The sequence below is a fragment of the Archangium sp. genome (assembly GCF_036277355.1).
Lineage (GTDB): Bacteria > Myxococcota > Myxococcia > Myxococcales > Myxococcaceae > Archangium.
In genome coordinates, this window is record NZ_DASUNC010000191.1 from 58,104 (window position 1) to 73,591 (window position 15,488).

Below are 15,488 nucleotides of genomic sequence, written 5' to 3' on the forward strand. Positions count from 1 at the left end.
TGGTGAGGGTGGGGAGGACAGTGGCGTTGGAGGTGCTCAGCGGGAGGAGTCGAGCAGTTCACGCACCCGCTTCGCGAGGAAGCCGCGAGAGCGGGGCCCACTGGCAGCGGCGACGAGGTGGCCCCGTGCGTCGATAAAGACGGTGGAAGGCACCTCGCGCACGGAGAGCGGTCCGAGCACCTCACCCGTGGCGAGGGCGACCTGGCCCTGGAGGTTCCACTCGGAGAGGGCGCGGCGCACGAGCGCCTCGTCCTGCTCGAGCGAGAGCAGGAGGAAGCCGACACCCTGGGGCTCGAATTCGTTCCGGACGGCTTCCAGCTCGGGAAACTCCCGAGCACAGGAGTGTCACCTGGGGACCCAGAGGTGGATGACCCAGGGCTTGCCGAGGAGCTGCTCGGAGCCGAGCAGTGGACCGCCGAGCAACCGCACCTGGAAGTCCGCGGGCAGGGGCCGGCGAGGCTTGTCGTAGGGCTCGCACGCGCCCGCGAGGAACGCGAGGGCCACGATGACGAGGAAGAACGAGCGAGGCACGGGGTGAGGATAACACGCGCCCCGGGCGGCCCCTCACCCGCCGGGCCCGTGCCCATCCCCCGTGCCGGACACCTCGCGCGGAAATGAACGCCCCCGTGGCTCACCCTCCGAGGGAAGCCCCGCTGGCACGGCAGCTGCTCTGCGCAGCGGACAACCGCGCCTGGCGAGGCGGCCTCGCTTTGCCGGGGACCGGGCCAGGGCGAAAGTGCCCGAGCACACGTCATTCATCCCGGAACCACGTTGCCGAGATGCCTAGTGCCGCCAGAATCCGCTCTGGCGTTCGCTCTCCCTTGATTTCGGTGACTCTCGGCAGAGACGAAGAGTCACGGGGGGGTTGCGCATATTGCCCAATGCACTCGCCTCCTCGGAGAATGTTGACAACGAACATATCCAGGCTTGGAGAGGCAATCACTCCATACGCGGTCGCAATGGGAATCCGTTCAGACACGGTAACATCAGCGAACCCTATATCGCCGGTTCCGCTAGCAATGAGGAGCCCTCGCGGCGTGTCTTCAAACCGGTACTCCTCTGGAGCGAGTGGCTCGCCCGCATCCTCTTCGAGCACTCGGTGGGCCTCCTGTGCTCGGACGCCTTCGACCAATGCGACATGCCGCAACGGTTGCTGCGGGGGCAAGTCCGAACGCACCTCGCTCTCTGGCAGCGGACAGCCGAGAGACGCCGCCAGGGCCTCCGGAGCGACGTCCTCCACCTCTCCCGCACCGTTTCGAAAAGACATGACCAGCCACGGATCGGTGGCCCGATTGATTGAGTACACGGGCTCATCGAATTGGAGAGACAGATCCTCGGCGATCTGCAACTCGGCGCCCACGTCGCTGGGGTCTGCACCCACAATGGCATGGTAACGACCACTGCCCGAAATGACCTCGAAGGACGGCTCGTCTTCGTCCGCATCCACCATCAAGGCGTCGAGGACGTGGCTCTCAAGCCGTGCGGGCTCGCCTGGAGTCAGGACGGCCCAGAGAGGCCACTTGCTCATGGCGCACCTCCGAACAATCTTTCTGGCAGCTTGAGTGCCGCCCGCAGCTGCTTCGTCTTCTCCAGCATGAGCGCTTCCTCGATGTGTATGAGCGTCGTGCCTCGTGCGTTTTTAACCAGGAAGGCCTCCAACTTCGCCCGGGTTGGTCCGCTCAACCCATCTGTGCTGACGAGGAATGGCGTCCCTCTAGGAGCCTTCGCTGCGTCCTTGAGTTGGTCGAGTAGGCGCTGGAGTTGGTCGCTCAGCGCCTGCTGCCCTTTGTTGAGCGTCTTCGCACGCTGCTTGGACGTCCAGGCGTCGAGCGCCGTTCGCCACCGCTTGTCGTTCCAGCCTTTGACTTCTACCCCGTGTTGACGTCGCAGGCGGTCCATCGAAGTCAACTCTCGATCGATGATGTGCCCCCCGTCCAAAGGCACCTGCCGCCCGGTCAACCGGAAGCCCGGGAAAAGCTTCTGCGCATTGCGCTCCGTCAATAGTTCAGCAGCGATGCCTCGGAGTTGCTCACGTGCCTGCAGTTGCTTCACCCAGTTCCCCGGCTCCGCCGCTGCCTGTTGAAAAAGCCGCCACGGCGTCCTCGTGTCCCTGGCCATGCCGTTGAGATCCTCCAAGGCCAACCCCGCCGAGCGCAGCCAACCCAGGTCCACGCTGCGCCTGCGCGCTTTTCTCGCCAGCTCAAGCACTGCCTCGGCTTCGAGTTCCGAGTGCCCGACAAGCCACTCGGCCTCCTTCAGAAAGGCAAGCGGCGCCTGGAGGCTCCGCGCTCCCGAGCACCTCAGCAATTCCGCCAGGGCCGGTTTCGCCGCACCGCGCGTGGAGGTGCGTAGCGAGTCCACAGCAATGAGGTATGCCTTGGCCTTATCGGCCGGCAGGGCCGCAGCGCGCCGTACCACGGCGCTGTAGGCGCTTGCCATCTCCTGGCTTTCCGACGCCAGCAGGCGCAACGCTTCCAGCGTTTTCTCCGCCTCCTCGGCTGCCAGCCCCGCGCTGCGAATGCCGCCGAGGGCCCGTGCGGCGTCCATCTCCCCACGTATGGCGAAGAAGGCCTGTTTGAAGGCCTCGGCGCCGCCTGGAAGGGAAAACCGCAGTCCGTCGGGTGTCGCAACGGCCTTGCCCTCGGCGAGCATCCGCTCCAGCGTCTTCACCAGGGCCTTGATGGACTCCACCGACTCGCGCAGTCCGGACGAGGCCGGGGCGCCAGCCGCGCTCAACGCCAGTCCTCCCCGGTGTACCAACTCGCGACCTATGCCCGAGGTGGCCAGCTTGTAGATGTCCCTGCCCGCTAGCGCCACCATGGCCAGGTCATGCACCGCGAGGAAGGCCCGTCCCTCTGGCGTGCGCGACAGCTCGTCCCGGTACGTGTCCACCACCGCCAGGGCCGCCACCAGCGAGAGCCGCCTCGCGAACAGGCGCACCGCCGCTCCGCGTGCAGCCGTCAGCGTGCCGCCTTGCGCAGCAGTGGCTGGCGCTCCTGTCAACAGCGGCGCCCGCGAGAGCGCCGACAAGGCGCCGTACACCATCCGCATCTCGATGATACGGCCAATCGCCGACCAGATGACCGAATCGTCTGGTGTGGCGGCGACCAGGGCCAGTTCCACGGCCGTCATCAAGTGCGTGCGCGGTCGTGGCCCATGAACTTCCACCCGTACCCACTCCAGCGGGTGCAGGGCTCGGCTGCGCGGCGCCTCGTCCACCGAGGACAGGTAGCGGGCCTGGAATTGCTGCCGCACCGGCTGGAAGTACAGGGCCATGCGCCTCGAGGGCCCCACCGCTTCTCCAGGCAGAGCAGGTTCGGCTCCCAGCCGCACTCCCTGCTGCACCTCCCACGCTTCCGGCGCCACCAACACCGTGGACACCAGCCCATGGGGGACGTTGAGCAGGTGCGTCGTCTCGCCGTCTCGCCCCAGGTGGAAGGTGGGCAGGGACTCGAGGAGGTCCAGCACGAGGGGAAACGAGGCGAGCGCCTTCTGGGTGAATGCCTGTCCCAGCAGCACCTTGCTGCCCGGCGCGTTACTGCCGAGCAGCGTCTCCAGCGCCCCACTCGAAGTCAGCTTGCGCTCCAGAGGGGGGAATTCCCCGTCAGGCGTGGACAGCAGCACACGCGTCAGCAGGTGCACTGCGTCCTCCCTCATGTCCGAGGTAAGCGCAGGGCCCCCGAGGAGGGTGGTGAAGACGCCCAGGCGCTCGTCCGGGGTGAGCAGGGAGAGCACGTCATGGTCGAGTGCGAGGAGAGGTTGGGGCTCCTGAGAGGTCGCCGTGGCGATGGCCGTCTGGAGAATCTCCCGACGCAGAGCCGCCAACTCGCCCGTACCGGGTAGCCCCGGCCGCCACTCTTCCGGACGGATGAGAAGCGTCCCCGGGTAGTACCAATAGGCGTTGCCCTCGGGATGCTCGAGCGGCTGGGCGGCTTCGGCGGTAGTGTTGAATTCGGCGCCGTAACCCCGCCAGCGTCCATCCTCCCCGAGGACGATGACGCGCGGGCTTCCACGAGGAGCGTTGCGCACGCGCAGTTCCGCACGCTCCAAGGACGTCTCTTCGGTGAGCAGCAGCAGGGTGCGCACCTGGACACTGGAGCCATCGGCGAAATAGAAGCGGCCCACCACGCTGCCCGGGGCGAGAACGGGAGAGCCATCCGTGACGCTGTAGCTCGCCTTGAAGCGTCTGGAGCGCAGCGCGATGGCCTTCTGCAAGGGCTCAGCAGCCTCTCCAAGGATGTGCTCGCGCTGCGACTCGTCCCTCAGAAGTTCCAGCGCCTGGAGGTAGCGATCGAAGTAGCTCTGCCCGGTCCCGTCTGGAATGTCCGAGCGTTGAGCCCAGCGCAGGCCGCGTTCCACCAGCGCGGTGGCCCCAGCCCTGTCTAGAGGGGCCGCGGAGAGCTGGGAGCGGCTCCACGCGACATCCGCCTCCCACTGCGCATCCAGCGCACGGCGCATGGTGGCGAGCAACTCCGGCACGAGCGCTGGCGGGTGGCGCACGCGCACGCAGACCTGGAGGCCATCCACAGCGCTGGACGGAGGCTCACGGGGCTCGATGTCGAAAGCACCCGCCGCTGCGGCATCCCCGAAGAGGCGCGAGGCTATTTCCTCACGCGAGGCGTACCCGGGAACCCAGAGCAGCTCGGGCCGAGCCAGGTCCGCCTGAACGGGGAAGGGGGCCTCCTGTTGCGAGAGAAGAGCTGTCGCGCCGTCTTCCCCGTCCTCCGGCGCCGTCTCAACCTGCTCGTCCTCCAGCCACTCGAGCGGGATTTCCTCCAGGGGTGGAAGGCGCCAGGTGCGCACCAGCGCGGGCTTGCCGGTGTACTTCCAGTCCCACTCATAAGTGAGTGTGAGCAGTTCTCCGGCACCCACTCCCTCTGGAACGTCAACCGCCACCTCCTGCCGCCCGCTCTCGCGGTTGATTACCCTTGGCAAATAGCCGGACGGGTAGGTGTCGAGCGGCTCCACTTGCAGCACGAGTTCCTCGTCAAGACGAAGTGTGGCGGCGGCGATGACCTCAGCGCCCGCCACCACCACCAAACGGCCCGGGTCCACCACACGCAGGGAGAGAGAGTCCCCCTGCCACTCTTCCAGACGGGGGCTGAGCGCTGCCACTTGCAGATGCGCCTTGGCAGAGAGTGTCAACCTCACGCGTCTTGAGTCGTCGGCCAACGCGCTCGTGCTGGCCGCAAGGCAGCTCGCGAGCAGGAGTGCCTGGAAGCTTCGCCCGCCCAGGCATGAGCGCACCATATTCGCAGGACCAGCAGACACGTCGCACCTCCTGTGTTTTCCAGGTCCCTGGCGGATATCCGGGCTTTCAGGAAACCACGACAGGGGTGCCTGGTCCACAGCGAGCGTTCACCGCCTCGGAGAGTCCGGGCGGTGGTCGCCAGTCAAGCGGGAGGCAGAAGAGAGGGAGCAGTTTGTCCATGCAGGTGCGCGCGCATGGCATCGGTCAGGGAATCGAGCACGTTGCGCTGCTGCTGTTTGAGTTGTGGTGACGACCGTCAGCATCCGCTCGATGTAGCGGCTGCCCTGGGGGCCGTGCGTGCCGAAACTGCCCTTGCGCTTGCAGACGGCGGGGCGCAGCGCACGCTCGGCCCGGTTGTTGGTGGGCTCCACCTGCTCGGTGACGCGCGGCTTCACCTCGGGCAGCTCTCCTTCAAGCTGGGCGATACGCGCATCTCTGGGGTCTACCTCGCTCACGCCACGGCTGGTACACCACGTCAGCCGTCACTCGATCCAGCAGGTCATCTCCCTCCTGCTCACCCCTCAACCAAGCCAGACGCGTGAATGGTTACGGAAGTCCATGGGGTACGCAGCGGCCGCTCCGGGGTCGGCCTGGTCGCGAGCGACTCAGACACCTGGCTCCCGGTGGAGGCGCGAGCTGGGACGCTTCAGCCCGGATGGGACGAAGCTCGTGACCGCCCACTTCGACGGCACGGCGTACATCTGGCCGGAGGCGCTCTGGGCGCCCCTCCCAGTCCAGCTCGCGAGTCTGGACGCGGGCCGGAGCCTGACCCCCGAGGAGTGCCAGAGGTATCTCCACACCCGGAGAGCGACCTGCTCCGCCGGGCCCGTGCCCATCCCCCGTGCCGGACACCTCGCGCGGAAATGAACGCCCCCGTGGCTCACCCTCCGAGGGAAGCCCCGCTGGCACGGCAGCTGCTCTGTGCAGCGGACAAGCGCGCCATGGAGGCGCGAAGGAGAAGGACAAAGGTGGTCGAGATGCTGACGGCGGGGAAGCGGTTGGCGGTGTTCTCCATCCGCGAGGGCAAGGGCGGGAGCATCTGGGTGCGGGCGGGGAGCGCGTTCGTGAACAAGGACGGCTCGCTCAACGTGCTGCTGGATGTGCTGCCGCTGGACGGGAAGCTGCACGTGCGCGAGGCGGGGGACAAGAAGGACACGGTGCAGGCGGGGGGGGGTGGGCGCTACGGGCTGGACGGCGGGCTGGACTCGCTGCCGGTGGGAGGCCACTCGTGAGCGCACGGGTGATGCAGGTGGCCGCGGTGCTGGGGCTGTTGTGGCTGCTGGGCTCCGGCGGCGCGCACGCCGCTCAGGCGAAGACGCGCACGCAGTACACGGGGGTGGTGAACCTCAACGAGGCGACGGTGGCGCAGTTGGATCTGCTGCCGGGCGTGGGCGGGAAGGCCGCGCAGCGCATCGTCACCTGGCGGGAGAAGCGGGCCTTCAAGCGCATCGAGGAGCTGGTGCGGGTGAAGGGCTTCGGCAAGAAGCAGTTCCTGAAGCTCAAGCCGTACCTGACGCTGCAGGGCCCCACGACGCTGAAGGTGGAGAAGGTGCCGGTGCGGGCCGACGAGGTCCGCGTCACCGGCTCCGTGGCGAAACGCTGAGCACCCGGGGAGGGAGGGTGCCCATCCCGTGGGCATCCTCTCTCCGCCGTGTGTTCCTCACCGGCCGGAGGCGCGGGGCGGCAGCGAGATGGCGTCGGCCCGCTCGGTGAGGGCCATGTCGGGCGTGAGCTGGAGGGGCTGGACGGGCGCGGAGGTCAGGGTGGTGGCCTCGCGCATGGCCTCGATGAGCTGCTGACGGCCATGGGGATAGGGGGCCTCCGCGCCGGTGAGCGACAGGAGCTGGCGCTGCAGGGCCTCGCCCGAGGGCGTGCGCTGCTCGGGGTCGTGCTGGAGCAGACCCATGATGATGGCGTCCAGCGTGGGCGAGATGCCGGGCACGGACTGGGAGGGCGGCAGCAGCTGCTGCCGGGTGGCGGCGACCATCAGCTCCGCCTCGTTCTCTCCCCGCAGGACGCGCTGGCTGGTGAGGGCCTCGTGGAGGGTGAGGCCGAGGGCGAAGAGGTCCGCCCGCCCATCCAGGGGCTTGCCGTAGGCCTGCTCCGGCGCCATGTAGCCCGCCTTGCCGCGCACCGTCTGGGCCTGGGTGAGGGCGAGCTGGTTGGCCGCGCGCGCGATGCCGAAGTCCGACACCTTCACCTCGCCGATGCGCGAGAGGAGGATGTTGGGCGGGTTGAGGTCGCGGTGCACCAGGCCCAGGGGCTCGCCCTTGGGGCCGGTGCGGCCGTGCATGTACGTCAGCGCGGCGGCGACCTCCACGCCGATATAGGCCACCGCCGCCGGAGACAGCCGCTTCCAGTACACGCGCCACAGCAGCGAGCTGAGCGGCATGCCGTCCACGAACTCCATGGCCAGGAAGACGGTGCCCTGGTGCCGTCCCAGGTCGAGCACCTGGACGATGTTGGGGTGGATGAGCAGCGAGCCCAGCTCGGCCTCGCGACGGAAGAGGCCGAGGAACTCCTCGTTGTCCGCGTACGCCGGGAGGATGCGCTTGATGGCGACCTGCTTCTCGAAGCCGCCCTCGGGGCTGTAGGTGGCGCGGAACACCTCGGCCATGCCGCCGACGCCCAGGCGCTCGTGGAGGAAGTACTTCCCCATGACGTCCTTCTCACGGATGGCGCGCAGCGCGTCCTCGGCCTTGCCCACGATGACGCTGGCCAGCGTCGCCGCCAGCGGCCCGTAGCAGAAGAGGAACACGCAGCGCAGCAGCACCATGGGGAACGTCAGGGTGCTCAGGGCCTCGGGCGGGAGCCGGGGCTGGGCCACCAGCAGGTACAGCGCCATGTACTCCAGTGCCACCAGCGCCGCCGCCGCGTAGGCCAGCTTCCGTCCCGCGCGGAGCGCACACACCACGATGAGCGCGCCCCAGGCCACCAGCGGCGGCGCGGTGAGCGCGTACACGGCGCCATGGGAGTACATGTCCATGACGAACACCGCCGCCGGAATGGAGACGGTGATGGCGCTGTCCACCCACTGCATGGCCGGGTGGAAGCCGCCGCGCCGCAACTCCCGGAGCATGAACGTGTAGTAGAGGCTCAATCCGCCCGTCAGGCCCGCGATGCCCAGCGCCAGCCGCCAGCCAATCACTCCGCCGAGCAGCACCGCGGCCACGCAGCTCAGCAGGGTCATCCCCCGCATGAAACGCGCGATGGACATCTCGCGAGGGACGACGTCCTGATCCAGGTACTCCTGCAGCAGGCGTGCGGAGTGCGATGCGCGGGGGGCGGCGGCGGCTTCCATGAAAGGCCAGTCTATCCGACTTCCTGGCCCGTCATCGACCGTGCCCCCGGAACCAGCCCGTGACTCAGCCGAACGTCACGTTCATCAGCTTCACGATGGGCTCGTCCCCATAGAAGTCGATGATGTTCACCGACGCGTACCCCTGCTCCATCCGGAACAGGTTGGCGTCCGGCATGCCCAGCGCCTCGGCCAGCAGCGTCCGGTTCACCCCGCCGTGCGACACCAGCACGAACGTCTCGCCCGCGTGCCGCGTCCGCAGCTCCCGGCCCGCCGTCAGCACCCGCTCGCGCATCTCCGGGTAGCTCTCGCCCTCCGGGAAACGCACCCGCGTCGGATGCGCCATCCACTCCGCGTACACCTCGGGATAGCGCTGCTCCGCCTCCTCGTAGCTGAGCCCCTCGAAGAGTCCGAAGTCGATCTCCCGGAACGCCGCCTCCGTGTCCACCGACATCGCCTTCAGCTCCGCCAGCGGCGCCGCGCTCTCCCGCGCCCGCTGACGCGGACTCGTGTAGATGCGCAAGAGCGGCGCCTCGGCCAGGAAGCGCGCGGCGCGCTCGGCCTGCAACCGGCCCGCGGACGACAACCCCACGTCCAGCCGCCCGTAGCACCGGCCCCGCATCTCCTCCACGGGCTGCCCGTGGCGCACCAGCACCATCCGCGTCACACCCTTCGGAAGCCGCCAGTCCATCACCCCTCCCCCAGCCCGAGCAGCACCACGAACACCAACGTCTCACATACTTCCGTGTTCGCTCCCATCGTGTCTCCCGTAATCCCCCCAATCCTTTGCATGCACCAGGCGCCCTGGATCGCCGACACCACCGTCACCCCACCGAATATCACTCCTCCCCGCCATCCGAGCACACCCACCGCCAGTGCGAGCACCAGCAGCGTCGCCCCCACCCACTCCGTCCACCCCACGTAATCCGTGATGGCCGACCCCAGCCCGCCCGAGCGGCGCGCGTACGGCAGGAACCGCCCCAACAACACCGAGGCCCACCGCCCCAGCGCCGGGGCCACCACCAGCGCCACGTCCGCCTGTCCCCGCTCGAGCAGCGACGCCAGGGCGCTCGCCTTCAGCCCCACCCCCAGCAGCAGCGCCACCGCCCCGTACGCCCCGATGAGGTGGTCGCGCATGATGCGCAGCACGTCCTCCTTCGTGTGCCCGCCTCCAAACCCATCCGCCATGTCCGCCAGGCCATCCAGGTGCAGCGCCCCCGTCAGCAGCGCCCCCAGGGCCAGCAGCAGGAAGGCGGCCACGAAGGGCGGCAGCGCCGGGTAGAAGGCATGGCGCGCGAGCACCAGCACCCCCCCGAGCAGCGCTCCCACCACGGGGAACAGCAACGTCGCGCGGCCCACGTCCGCCGCGTCGAACGTGGCCGCCCCGGGCACGGGGATGCGGCTGAGGAATGCGATGCCGGCGAACAGGCGCCTCATGGGGAGCGCGCCTCTTGCCACGTTTTCAAGCGGATGGCACCCCCGCTCGACAGCTCAGGGGCCTGCACCTACCCGCGCCGACACGTCCGTCCACGCGGCGACGGCGCCCCGCACCACGGCCACCAGCGCCGAGTCCACCCCTCCCCAGGGCACCAGCCGCCCCGCCACCAGCCCCAGCACGAACGTCAGCGCCAGCATGCGGCTCCCCCACGCCCGGCGCCTCCGGGCCTTCGCCGCCGGACCGCCCCCCTCCACCGCCCGCGCCTGCTTCAGCGCGACTCCCTCCTCGTCCAGCACGAGCACGCGGACCTTGATGCCGCCGGAGAGCAGCGTCTCCACCAGCGTCTCCAGGAAGCGCTCGTAGTGCTCCGGCGAGAGGTCCAGCTCCAGGCCGTGGTGGGACTCGTAGCGCAGGGCCACCGACTCGTAGCAGCGCAGCTGCGCCTCCTCCTTCGCGGTGTCCACCCAGCCGCAGACGATGGAGGGCGCCGACCCCTCCCGGGCCACGAGCGAGATGGATTGCCGGGCCAGGAGGCCTCCCGCCGTGCTGGGGCCCTCGGGCTCGTCCACCCGGAGGACGCGGTAGGGCGCGCGGCCGAAGAACCTCCGGGCGAACGTGTCCCGCAGCAGGTCCGCGATGAGCACCGCCTTCGTGGAGAACGCCGTGCGCAGCTCCGGCTCCTCGTCGAGCGGGGCGAGCAGCTTGCCCGTCGTGTCCTCGTCCGGCACCGGCGGCGCCGTGCGCGTGGCCCCCGTCAGCTCCAGCTCCGGGTAGTGCCAGGACGCGTCCTCACGCTCCTCCAGGGTGGAGAAGTCGAGCTTCCGCTCACTTCCGAGGTTCGTCTTCCTGCTCGCCATGCGCTGCTCCCTTCCAGTCCCTGGAGTCCGGGCGCGGCAGGATACGGTGTCAGACACACCTTTGGGTACCCGCGGGGGTTCCATCCGCTATAACGGATACACTGCTTGACAAACGGAGGGGCGGCGGGCACCTTGAGAATCGTTCAAGCCCGCCCCCCGGCCGCGAACTCGTGAAGAGCCCACCACCCCACGAGGGACGGTGGGCTTTTGAATTTCATGGGGTACCTCTGATGAAGCCGCCGTCCACCCGCAAGCTCACCGCCGCCCTGCTGTCGCTGCTGCTGTCCGCCGTGCCCGCGCTGGGTGGCTGCTCGAAGCCGGGGGCCGCGCAGGGCGAGCCCCTCACCCTGCTCAACGTCTCGTATGACCCCACGCGCGAGCTCTACACGGAGCTCAACGCCGCCTTCGCGAAGCAGTGGGAGGCGAAGAATGGGACGAAGCTCGTCATCAAGCAGTCCCACGGCGGCTCCGGCAAGCAGGCGCGCGCCGTCATCGACGGGCTGGACGCGGACGTGGTGACGCTGGCGCTCGCCTACGACATCGACATGCTCCACGACAAGGGGCAGCTCATCCCCGCGGACTGGCAGAAGCGGCTGCCGAGCAACAGCTCGCCGTACACGTCCACCATCGTGTTCGTGGTGCGCAAGGGCAACCCCAAGGCCATCCGGGACTGGGAGGACTTGCTGCGCGAGGGCGTGAGCGTCATCACCCCCAACCCGAAGACGTCGGGCGGGGCGCGCTGGAACTACCTGGCCGCGTGGGGCTACGCGCAGCGCAAAGCTGGGGGTGACGAGGCGAAGGCGCGGGAGTTCATCTCGAAGCTCTTCAAGAACGTGCCGGTGCTGGACTCGGGGGCGCGCGGGGCCACCACCACCTTCGCCGAGCGCGGGCTCGGGGACGTGCTCATCGCCTGGGAGAACGAGGCGTTCCTGCTCACCGAGGAGGTGGGCAAGGACCAGTTCGAGATCATCGTCCCCTCGGTGAGCATCCTCGCCGAGCCGCCGGTGGCGCTGGTGGACCGGAACGTGGACCGCAAGGGCACGCGCGCCGCGGCCGAGGCCTGGCTGCAGTACCTCTACACGGAGGAGGGCCAGGAGCTGGCGGCGAAGCACCACTTCCGGCCGCGCTCGCAGGCGGTGGCCGCGAAGTACGCCAGCCGCTTCCCCGCCGTGAGCCTCTTCACCCTCGACGAGGTGTCCGGCGGCTGGAAGCAGGCGCAGAAGCAGCACTTCGATGACGGCGGGGCGTTCGACCAGCTCTACGACCCCCAGGCGAAGTAGTCCGGAGCCACCATGCACAGCAGCGCACGACGCCGCGTCCTGCCGGGCTTCGGGCTGACCCTGGGGCTCAGCTGGTCGTACCTGGGCCTCATCGTCCTCCTTCCCCTGTCCGGACTCTTCCTCAAGACGTTCTCCCTCTCCTGGGCGCAGTTCTGGGACACGGTGGCCTCGCCCCGCGTGCTGGCCGCGTACCGGCTCAGCTTCGGGGCGGCCTTCCTCGCCGCGCTGCTCAACGCCGTCTTCGGCCTGCTGGTGGCCTGGGTGCTGGTGCGCTACCGCTTCCCGGGCAAGGCGCTCGTGGACGCGCTGGTGGACCTGCCCTTCGCCCTGCCCACCGCCGTGGCCGGGCTGACGCTCACCACCCTGTACTCGCGCAACGGCTGGTACGGGCAGCACCTGGAGGCGCTCGGCTTCCAGGTGGCCTTCACGCCCGTGGGCATCGTCATCGCGCTCACCTTCATCGGGCTGCCCTTCGTGGTGCGCACCGTGCAACCGGTGCTGGAGGACATCGAGGCGGATGTGGAGGAGGCCGCCGCCACGCTCGGCGCCACGCCCTGGCAGGTGTTCACCCGCGTCCTCTTCCCCAGCGTGATGCCCGCCCTGCTCAGCGGCTTCACCCTCGCCTTCGCCCGGGCCATCGGCGAGTACGGCTCCGTCGTCTTCATCTCCGGCAACATGCCCATGAAGACGGAAATCGCGCCGCTGCTCATCATCACCCGGCTCGAGCAGTACGACTACGCGGGCGCCACGGCCATCGCCGGGGTGATGCTCGCGGCGTCGTTCGCGCTGCTGCTCGCCGTCAACCTGCTGCAACGCTGGACCCAACGCCGGTTCGAAACCCGGCCGGGGACTGGATAGGACGCGCGCCCCATGCACCCCCCCTCGCACGCTCCCCGCCGCGACCGGCGCCTCGTCTCGGGGCCCGCCGCCGTGCGCTGGCTGCTCATCTCCGTGGCGCTCGCGTTCCTCGGCTTCTTCCTCGTCGTGCCGCTGGTGGCCGTCTTCACCTACGCCCTACAGAAGGGCGTGGGCGCCTACTTCGCCGCCATCCTGGAGCCCGAGGCCTGGAGCGCCATCCGCCTCACGCTGCTGGCCGCCGCCATCGCCGTGCCGCTCAACCTGGTGTTCGGCCTGGCCGCCGCGTGGCTCATCTCCCGCTTCCGCTTCCCCGGACGGGACGTGCTGCTCACGCTCATCGACCTGCCCTTCAGCGTCTCGCCCGTCATCGCGGGGCTCATCTTCGTGCTGCTCTTCGGCAGGCAGGGGTGGCTGGGGCCGTGGCTGGCCGAGCACGACATCCACATCATCTTCGCGGTGCCGGGCATCGTGCTGGCCACGGTGTTCGTGACGTTCCCCTTCGTGGTGCGCGAGGTGCTGCCCATCATGCAGGCGCAGGGGCATGACGAGGAGGAGGCGGCCCTGTCACTGGGCGCGAGCGGCTGGCGCACCTTCCTGCACGTGACGCTGCCCAAGGTGAAGTGGGGCGTGCTGTACGGCGTGCTGCTGTGCAACGCGCGGGCGATGGGCGAGTTCGGCGCCGTGTCCGTGGTGTCCGGGCACGTGCGCGGGGTGACCAACACCCTGCCGCTGCACGCGGAGATTCTCTACAACGAGTACAACCTCGCCGGTGCCTTCGCCGTGGCCTCGCTGCTCACGGTGCTCGCGCTGGTGACCCTGGCCGTCAAGAAGTACGTCGAGTGGAAGGCGGAGGCCCCATGAGCGTCATCGTCGAGCAACTCACCAAGCGCTTCACCGCCGGGGGCACGCCCGCCGTCTCGGACGTGTCCTTCCACGCTCCGTCCGCGGCCATCACCACCCTGCTGGGGCCCTCGGGCGCGGGCAAGTCCACCCTGCTGCGCCTCATCGCCGGGCTGGAGCTGCCGGACTCCGGCTCCGTGCGCATCGAGGGCGTGGAGTGTACGCACCTGCCCGTGCAGAAGCGCGGCATCGGCGTGGTCTTCCAGAGCTACGCGCTCTTCAAGCACATGACGGTGCGGCAGAACATCGCCTTCGGGTTGGAGACGCGCAAGCTGCCGCGCGGGGAGATCGAAGCGCGCGTGGACGAGATGCTGAAGCTCGTGCAGTTGGAGGAGCTGGGCAAGCGCTACCCGGGGCAGCTCTCGGGCGGACAGCGGCAGCGCGTGGCCTTCGCGCGGGCGCTCGCCATCCGGCCCAAGCTGCTGCTGCTGGACGAGCCCTTCGGCGCGCTCGACAGCCGCGTGCGCATCGAGCTGCGCGAGTGGCTCCAGTCCCTGCACGAGCAGACGGGCGTCACCACCCTGCTCGTCACGCATGACCAGGAGGAGGCGCTGGAGATTTCACAGCACGTGGTGGTGCTCTCGGACGGGCGCGTGGCCCAGGCGGGGCCGCCGGAGGAGATCTACGACCGGCCCGCGACGCCGTTCGTGGCTTCGTTCGTGGGGGGCACCAGCATCCTGCGCGGGCGCGTGCGCTCGGGCCGGGCCGAGGTGGGCACACTCGTGGTGGCGGCGCCCCAGAGCGCTCGCGAGGGCGAGGCGGTCCAGGCCTTCGTCCGGCCGCATGACATCAAGCTCGCCAGGCCCGCGAACGGGAGCAACGAGCTCACCACGAGCCGGGTGGAGCGGCTGAAGTCGGTGGGCGGCTACGTGAAGGTGCTGCTCAAGCTGCCCTCGGGAGAGACGGTCACCGTCGAGGTGCCCCGCGCCGAGTTCGAGGACCTGGGTGTCGTCGAGGGCGACCATGTGCACGCGGACGTGCGCATGGCCCAGGTGTTCCTCGGCGACTTCGCCATCTGAGCTGTTGCATCCACCCGTCACCTGCTGGCTGTCCGGATTCGTCAGAGATGCCCCCCAGAATGGAGTTCCCCATCGGAGGCGCTGATGATGTGCACGCTGTGGGTGATGCCGCTGCGCACCCAGACACAAGGGCCTGTGAATCCATGGGCGAGGCTGCTGCTCACCCTGGCCCTGCTGTGCAACGCCTGTGCGTCACTGCCGCCTCGCGGCCAGGGGACACACCTGCGCTACACGCCGCATGAGACCGCCGCCCCCTCTTGGGCACAAGGGCCAGGTGAACCACCCACGCCCGAGCCCGAGGGGACACAGCGGCTGCACCGCCGCCAGCAGGCACGGCAGGCGGTGACGGCCGTGGGCCCGGGCGATGCGGACACCCCGGCGCGGGGCAGCGCCCTGGCGGCCCACCTGGCGCTCCTGGAGGCCGTGGACGAGGTGTCCGCCTCCACCCGCCGCCTTTCCCGTGAGCTGCCCAGACTCCGGGCCAGTCACCAGGGCATCGCTCGTGCGGGCAACGGCATCTTCGTCCGCTACATCGAATATGGGGAACGTCAGCTGCGGTGGATGGACGCCGAGCTGGCCGCCGCCAC

The 15,488-nt window shown here is 69.1% G+C and carries 14 protein-coding genes and 2 pseudogenes; 7 read left to right on the top strand and 9 right to left on the bottom strand.

The features are described 5' to 3' along the window. Positions 1-36: 36 nt before the first annotated feature. The 5 genes and pseudogenes from VFZ09_RS46865 to VFZ09_RS46885 form a co-directional block, all read right to left on the bottom strand. Positions 37-240 (bottom strand): hypothetical protein, encoded by a 204-nt coding sequence (locus VFZ09_RS46865; RefSeq protein ID WP_329734354.1) that lies wholly within the window; start codon positions 238-240, stop codon positions 37-39. A 105-nt stretch (positions 241-345) separates the two neighbouring features. Next, the gene (locus tag VFZ09_RS46870; RefSeq protein WP_329734355.1) at positions 346-531 is read right to left on the bottom strand and encodes a hypothetical protein; all 186 of its coding nucleotides are present in this window, start codon (positions 529-531) and stop codon (positions 346-348) included. Positions 532-751: 220 nt separating this feature from the next. Beyond that, the gene (locus VFZ09_RS46875) at positions 752-1,528 is read right to left on the bottom strand and encodes a hypothetical protein (protein ID WP_329734356.1); all 777 of its coding nucleotides are present in this window, start codon (positions 1,526-1,528) and stop codon (positions 752-754) included. Then, the gene (locus tag VFZ09_RS46880; RefSeq protein WP_329734357.1) at positions 1,525-5,349 is read right to left on the bottom strand and encodes a hypothetical protein; all 3,825 of its coding nucleotides are present in this window, start codon (positions 5,347-5,349) and stop codon (positions 1,525-1,527) included. Before VFZ09_RS46880 ends, VFZ09_RS46875 begins: the two co-directional genes overlap by 4 nt. A gap of 44 nt (positions 5,350-5,393) precedes the next feature. Further along, a pseudogene (locus tag VFZ09_RS46885) lies at positions 5,394-5,622 on the bottom strand (IS66 family transposase); the annotation flags it as partial. A 606-nt stretch (positions 5,623-6,228) separates the two neighbouring features. Between VFZ09_RS46885 and VFZ09_RS46890 the strand changes: the two are divergent. Both VFZ09_RS46890 and VFZ09_RS46895 read left to right on the top strand, forming a co-directional pair. Beyond that, positions 6,229-6,483 (top strand): hypothetical protein, encoded by a 255-nt coding sequence (locus VFZ09_RS46890; protein ID WP_047863136.1) that lies wholly within the window; start codon positions 6,229-6,231, stop codon positions 6,481-6,483. Beyond that, positions 6,480-6,854, top strand: a complete 375-nt coding sequence (locus tag VFZ09_RS46895; RefSeq protein ID WP_329734358.1) for a helix-hairpin-helix domain-containing protein — start codon at positions 6,480-6,482, stop codon at positions 6,852-6,854. The genes VFZ09_RS46890 and VFZ09_RS46895 overlap by 4 nt, the downstream gene beginning before the upstream one ends. A gap of 57 nt (positions 6,855-6,911) precedes the next feature. Here VFZ09_RS46895 and VFZ09_RS46900 read toward each other — a convergent pair whose 3' ends face one another. The 4 genes from VFZ09_RS46900 to VFZ09_RS46915 form a co-directional block, all read right to left on the bottom strand. Then, positions 6,912-8,552, bottom strand: a complete 1,641-nt coding sequence (locus VFZ09_RS46900) for a serine/threonine-protein kinase (RefSeq protein ID WP_329734359.1) — start codon at positions 8,550-8,552, stop codon at positions 6,912-6,914. A 64-nt stretch (positions 8,553-8,616) separates the two neighbouring features. After that, positions 8,617-9,240 carry a histidine phosphatase family protein gene (locus VFZ09_RS46905; RefSeq protein ID WP_329734360.1) on the bottom strand — a complete coding sequence of 208 codons (624 nt, stop codon included), beginning with the start codon at positions 9,238-9,240 and terminating at the stop codon, positions 8,617-8,619. After that, positions 9,240-9,986, bottom strand: a complete 747-nt coding sequence (cobS, locus tag VFZ09_RS46910) for an adenosylcobinamide-GDP ribazoletransferase (RefSeq protein ID WP_329734361.1) — start codon at positions 9,984-9,986, stop codon at positions 9,240-9,242. The genes VFZ09_RS46905 and cobS overlap by 1 nt, the downstream gene beginning before the upstream one ends. A gap of 54 nt (positions 9,987-10,040) precedes the next feature. Next, entirely contained in the window at positions 10,041-10,844 is an 804-nt protein-coding gene (locus VFZ09_RS46915) for a hypothetical protein (protein WP_329734362.1), read from the bottom strand. 230 nt (positions 10,845-11,074) lie between these two features. On the opposite strand from VFZ09_RS46915, the gene VFZ09_RS46920 reads away from it, so the two are divergent. The 5 genes and pseudogenes from VFZ09_RS46920 to VFZ09_RS46940 form a co-directional block, all read left to right on the top strand. Next, positions 11,075-12,124, top strand: coding sequence for a sulfate ABC transporter substrate-binding protein (locus tag VFZ09_RS46920; RefSeq protein ID WP_329734363.1), 1,050 nt, complete (start codon positions 11,075-11,077; stop codon positions 12,122-12,124). 12 nt (positions 12,125-12,136) lie between these two features. Further along, the gene (gene cysT / locus VFZ09_RS46925) at positions 12,137-12,982 is read left to right on the top strand and encodes a sulfate ABC transporter permease subunit CysT (RefSeq protein WP_329734364.1); all 846 of its coding nucleotides are present in this window, start codon (positions 12,137-12,139) and stop codon (positions 12,980-12,982) included. Positions 12,983-12,994: 12 nt separating this feature from the next. Continuing rightward, positions 12,995-13,843, top strand: a complete 849-nt coding sequence (cysW, locus tag VFZ09_RS46930) for a sulfate ABC transporter permease subunit CysW (RefSeq protein WP_329734365.1) — start codon at positions 12,995-12,997, stop codon at positions 13,841-13,843. Then, positions 13,840-14,901, top strand: coding sequence for an ABC transporter ATP-binding protein (locus VFZ09_RS46935; protein WP_329734366.1), 1,062 nt, complete (start codon positions 13,840-13,842; stop codon positions 14,899-14,901). Before cysW ends, VFZ09_RS46935 begins: the two co-directional genes overlap by 4 nt. 84 nt (positions 14,902-14,985) lie before the next feature. Next, positions 14,986-15,488: pseudogene (locus VFZ09_RS46940) on the top strand (hypothetical protein); the annotation flags it as partial.